Annotated in this window: 4 protein-coding genes; 1 reads left to right on the top strand and 3 read right to left on the bottom strand. The window is 62.0% G+C overall.

The features are described 5' to 3' along the window. The coding region (locus tag C4S70_RS18165; RefSeq protein WP_146064271.1) for an IS3 family transposase at positions 1 to 703 on the top strand (703 nt) is incomplete at its 5' end. 3 nt (positions 704 to 706) lie between these two features. On the opposite strand, the gene C4S70_RS18580 is transcribed toward C4S70_RS18165, so the two are convergent. The 3 genes from C4S70_RS18580 to C4S70_RS18180 form a co-directional block, all read right to left on the bottom strand. Further along, on the bottom strand, positions 707 to 1606 hold the full coding sequence (locus C4S70_RS18580; protein ID WP_146064272.1) for a hypothetical protein: 900 nt from the start codon (positions 1604 to 1606) through the stop codon (positions 707 to 709). After that, complete coding sequence (locus tag C4S70_RS18175; RefSeq protein WP_104009492.1) at positions 1603 to 4359, bottom strand: type I restriction endonuclease subunit R; 2757 nt, start codon at positions 4357 to 4359, stop codon at positions 1603 to 1605. The genes C4S70_RS18580 and C4S70_RS18175 overlap by 4 nt, the downstream gene beginning before the upstream one ends. Positions 4360 to 4556: 197 nt before the next feature. Continuing rightward, positions 4557 to 5259: IS3 family transposase (locus tag C4S70_RS18180; protein ID WP_146064273.1), on the bottom strand; the 703-nt coding region annotated here is incomplete at its 5' end.

The following is a 5259-nucleotide window of genomic DNA, read 5'->3' on the forward strand; positions in this document are numbered from 1 at the left end:
CGACCGGGTGTTCACCAAATACCCGTTCTTCGGGTCGCGCCAGATCGCCGCCTATCTGCGCCGTGACGGAATCGTGGCGGGGCGTCACCGTGTCCGGCGGCTGATGGCGAAGATGGGCCTTGAGGCGATCTACAGGCGGCCCCGAACCAGCCAGCCTCATCCTCAACACCCGGTTTACCCGTATCTGCTGCGGGGCATGGCCATCGACCGCCCGAACCAGGTCTGGTGCGCCGACATCACCTTCATTCCTGTCCGGCACGGCTTTCTCTACCTCGTGGCCATCATGGACTGGGCCACGCGCAAGGTGCTGAGCTGGCGGCTCAGCAACACGATGCACGCCGACTTCTGCGTCGAGGCGTTGAAGGAAGCCATCAGAAAGTTCGGTCCGCCCGAGGTCATGAACACCGATCAAGGGTCGCAGTTCACCGGATCGGCCTGGATCTCCACGCTGACCGAAGCCGGCGTGCGCATATCCATGGATGGCCGGGGCCGGTGCATGGATAACATCTTCATCGAACGCCTGTGGCGGTCACTCAAGCAGGAGGCGGTCTATCTCGAAGAAATCGCCGACGGATTCCAAGCCCGGCGGGTGATCGGAAATTGGATGACGTTCTACAACACCGAACGGCCCCATTCTTCCCTTGAGCGCAGAACGCCCAAGGAGGCATATTGGGACGGTCAAGATCAGAAAATGGCAGCATGAAACCTAACCCGGATACACCTTAGAAACGCTGCCAAGCTGTCCAAAAAATCGGGACCACTTCATGGAAACCTCTCCAAGCCGCACCAACAACCATTCTTTTGGAATGGGTGGCACAGGCTCGCGCTCGTCCTGAGTGATGGTGTCGAAGTCATTGGATGCGGCGGGTTTGCGCGGCTTGGGGCCGAGGCGCCCTGAACACTCCCAATCGCGGACGGCCTCTTGCCAGTCGGCGAGGGCTTGTTTGTGGGCGGCTTCGCGTTCGGTGCGGATGCGGGAAAGCAGGGTTTCGGGGGGCTCGATCAGGTGGGGGTTCTGGCGGCGCCAGGTTTCGGTCAGGCGGCCCTCGAAGGCTGCCTTCAGCAGCGACTGGCGGTAGAGCTTCAGCCGCGCCTTCGCCCCGCGCAGGGCCGCGACCCCCTCCTCCAGCCGCGAAAACAGCGCCTCGATCTTCGCCACGAGTTTCGCTTGCCCCTGAGGGCCAAGAAAAAGAATCTCGTGGTCAACTATGTCCGGCTTTGAAATCCCGGGAATGTCTCCTTTTGCGCCGCGCTTAATCGACGCGATGCTCTCCAAGATCGCAAAATAAACATAGTTCGGGTCGACTTCTGGGAATGGTTCGAACGCGTAGATATCACGGCCTATCGCCGCACGGTGTCCACGAAAAATCGTGCCAACGCTTCCTTTGACGGTGATAAATATACATCCGTCAGGTGCGATACGTTTTGGGTTGGTAGTCCATTTTTTGTGGACGAGCTTACCGTCGCGATATTGCTCAGGTCCGGTCACATAAAGCTCGCCGTTGCCGTCCTCGTTAACTTCCGCCGAAGACGGTGATTGCCCGCAATGTAGGACCCCCAATTCGCCCAGCTTCACGGTGACGGTTTCATCACGAACCTTTGTCATGCCGACACCGCCGCGTTGAGCTCGTCCATCACCGTCTCCATCTCCTCGCCGAAGAGCCGATACATCCGCCCCAGCCCGCCATGGGCATCGAAGGGCGCAAGGTCGAGGTCATCGGGGGCGATGTGAAAGCTCGTCATCAGGTGATCGCGGATCATGTGCAGCCACTGCATCTGTTCTTCGCTGAATTTCTCCGTCGTCCCGGCGTGGCGGCCCATCACCCAGGTCTGGAAGGCGCGGCGCACCCGGTCGGAATGGCGGGTGAGCGTCTTGTCTATGCCGGCGGCGCGGCGCACAAGGGCCACGAGCGCGGTCAGCTCGCTTGCCGGGCTATCGCCCTTCACATCGTCAAGATGCGCATAGGCCCGCCAGACGTTCAAGGGCGCGAGGTTCGGCCGCTCGGCGCGCAGGCGGTCGGCCAGGTCGCGGATCATGGCATAGGTGATCTCCTTCCGCCGGGCGGGCTGGGAATAGATGATGGTCAGCGCCTCGATCCGGTCGCGGTTCTCGTTCAGCCATGCCTCGAACTCGGCGGCGATCTTCTTCGCGTTCTCGTCGGCGTCACCGGCCCATTCGGCCCGGGTCAGCGTATCGAGGTTTTCGTGATCGACGGTCTGTTCCAGGTCGCGGCGGATGGTGTCGATGGTCTCGATCAGCGGGCCGGTGAGGAGCCCCGCGGCCTTGGACACGCGGGCATCGCGGGCGGCCTTCACGGCCTCTTCCGTGGGCTCCTCGGCGCCGGTGGCGGCCTTTGCCTCGGCCTCGGCGGCGACGGGGTCGATGGCGTCGAAAAGCGCGCGGACGATTTCCCGCAGGGGGCGGCCGGCGACCTCTTCGACCTGTTTGCGCTGGGCGGGCTCGATCTGCCGATCAATCCGGTCGAGCCGGGCGGCGAGCGAGGAGATGCTGTCATCATCCCGCGCCGCGCCCATCATCACGCCCATGGCGAGGTCTTTCAGCGGCACCGAGGGCTTGGTGTCGAGCGGCTGCGAGGCGGTCTTGACCGATTTGGTGACGCCGACCGCATCGACAATGACGTAATGGGTCTTGGCGCGGGCCGAGGGCGTGACCTTGCGCAGTTCGTCAGCGTCCAGCACGCGGGTGCCCCGGCCCTTCATCTGCTCGAAGTAGTTGCGACTGCGGACGTCGCGCATGAAGAGCAGGCATTCGAGCGGTTTGACGTCGGTTCCGGTGGCGATCATGTCCACCGTCACGGCGATGCGCGGGTAATAGTCGTTGCGGAAGGAAGCGAGGACGGATTTCGGGTCTTCCTTGCTGCCGTAGGTCACCTTCTTGCAGAACTGGTTGCCCTCGCCGAACTCCTCGCGGACGATCTTGATGATGTCGTCTGCGTGGCTGTCGGTCTTGGCGAAGATCAGGGTTTTGGGGACTTCCGTGCGACCGGGGAAGATTTCGGGCAGCTTGTCTCGGAAGGCGCGGATGACCGTCCTGATCTGGTCGGGGTTGACGACCGAGCGGTCAAGCTGCTTCGCCGAATAGGCTTCGTCCTCGTCCTGCTGTTCCCAGCGGCTTTTGCGGGTGAGCTTTTCCCGCCGCTCGACCAGTTGGCGGGCCTTGATCTCGGCGCCGCGTGTCGTGATCTCGGTCTCGATCAGGAAGACCTCGTTGCCGACGTTCACGCCATCGGCGACGGCGTCTTCGTGGGTGTATTCGCTGACCACGTTCTTGCGGAAGAAGCCGTAGGTGCGAGCGTCGGGCGTGGCGGTGAGGCCAATGAGGAAGCTGTCGAAATACTCCACCACCTGGCACCAGAGATTGTAGATCGAGCGGTGACATTCATCGATGATGATGACGTCAAAGAACTCGGGCGGGATTTTCGGGTTGTAGACGACCGGGAGCAGCTCACGGCGTTTGAACTGGGTTTCCGCCGGGTTGGTATCTTCGGCCGCCTCGTCCAGCTCCTCGCCCTTCAGGAGCGAATACATCCGCTGGATGGTCGAGATGCAGACCTGCGCGTCGGACGGAACGAAGGCGGACTTGAGCCGCTGGACGGAGTAGAGCTCGCCGAATTTCCGGTTGTCGTCGTTGGGGACGTAAGAGAGGAACTCCTGTTCCGCCTGTTCGCCGAGGTTGCGGGTGTCGACGAGGAAGAGCACCCGGCGGGCCTTAGCGAATTTCAGGAGGCGGTAGACCTCGGTGATCGCCGTAAAGGTCTTGCCCGAGCCGGTGGCCATCTGGACGAGCGCGCGGGGGCGGCCCTGCTTGAGCGACGCTTCAAGGTTGGTGATGGCATTGATCTGGCAATCGCGAAGGCCATCCGTGGGAAGGGCTGGCAAGTCTTGCAGGGCAGCTCGCAGCGACTTCGGCGCATCGGCCCATTCCTTGAGCGTCTCGGGCCGGTGGAATGAGAAAACCTCGCGCGACCGGGGCTTGGGATCGCGGGCATCGGTGAAGCGGGTGACGGTGCCGGTGCTCTCGTAGACGAAGGGCAGCGGCCGGGTGTTCTCCACCCATTTCAGCTTGGCCTGCGCGTAGGTGGTAGACTGGTCCTCGACGATGGTCAGGCGGTGGCCCCAGTTTTCGGGCTTGGCCTCAACGACGCCCACCGGCTGGCGGTCAACGAACAGCACGTAGTCGGCCGGACCGACATCGGTCTGATATTCACGCACCGCCACGCCCAGGGACGCGCCCAGGTCGATGGATGACTTGTCCTGAATTTCCCAGCCAGACGCCCTCAGCGCGGCATCGATCTTGTCCCGCGCGAGCTGTTCTGGATGCTTGTTCTCGTCGTTCAACCGCTGACCCAACGTCCCTCAAGTAATCACTTTTCTCGAAACTAGTCCCGGCAACCGTTGATTGAAAGGGATTCGGCGCCGGCCATTGCAACAAGTTGCAGTTCCTTCTGCACCGGGCAGACAGATGAGGAGATATGAAGTGGTCCCGATTTTTTGGACAGCTTGGCAGCGTTTCTAAGGTGTATCCGGGTTAGGTTTCATGCTGCCATTTTCTGATCTTGACCGTCCCAATATGCCTCCTTGGGCGTTCTGCGCTCAAGGGAAGAATGGGGCCGTTCGGTGTTGTAGAACGTCATCCAATTTCCGATCACCCGCCGGGCTTGGAATCCGTCGGCGATTTCTTCGAGATAGACCGCCTCCTGCTTGAGTGACCGCCACAGGCGTTCGATGAAGATGTTATCCATGCACCGGCCCCGGCCATCCATGGATATGCGCACGCCGGCTTCGGTCAGCGTGGCGATCCAGGCCGATCCGGTGAACTGCGACCCTTGATCGGTGTTCATGACCTCGGGCGGACCGAACTTTCTGATGGCTTCCTTCAACGCCTCGACGCAGAAGTCGGCGTGCATCGTGTTGCTGAGCCGCCAGCTCAGCACCTTGCGCGTGGCCCAGTCCATGATGGCCACGAGGTAGAGAAAGCCGTGCCGGACAGGAATGAAGGTGATGTCGGCGCACCAGACCTGGTTCGGGCGGTCGATGGCCATGCCCCGCAGCAGATACGGGTAAACCGGGTGTTGAGGATGAGGCTGGCTGGTTCGGGGCCGCCTGTAGATCGCCTCAAGGCCCATCTTCGCCATCAGCCGCCGGACACGGTGACGCCCCGCCACGATTCCGTCACGGCGCAGATAGGCGGCGATCTGGCGCGACCCGAAGAACGGGTATTTGGTGAACACCCGGTCG

This window comes from Jhaorihella thermophila, assembly GCF_900108275.1.
GTDB lineage: Bacteria > Pseudomonadota > Alphaproteobacteria > Rhodobacterales > Rhodobacteraceae > Jhaorihella > Jhaorihella thermophila.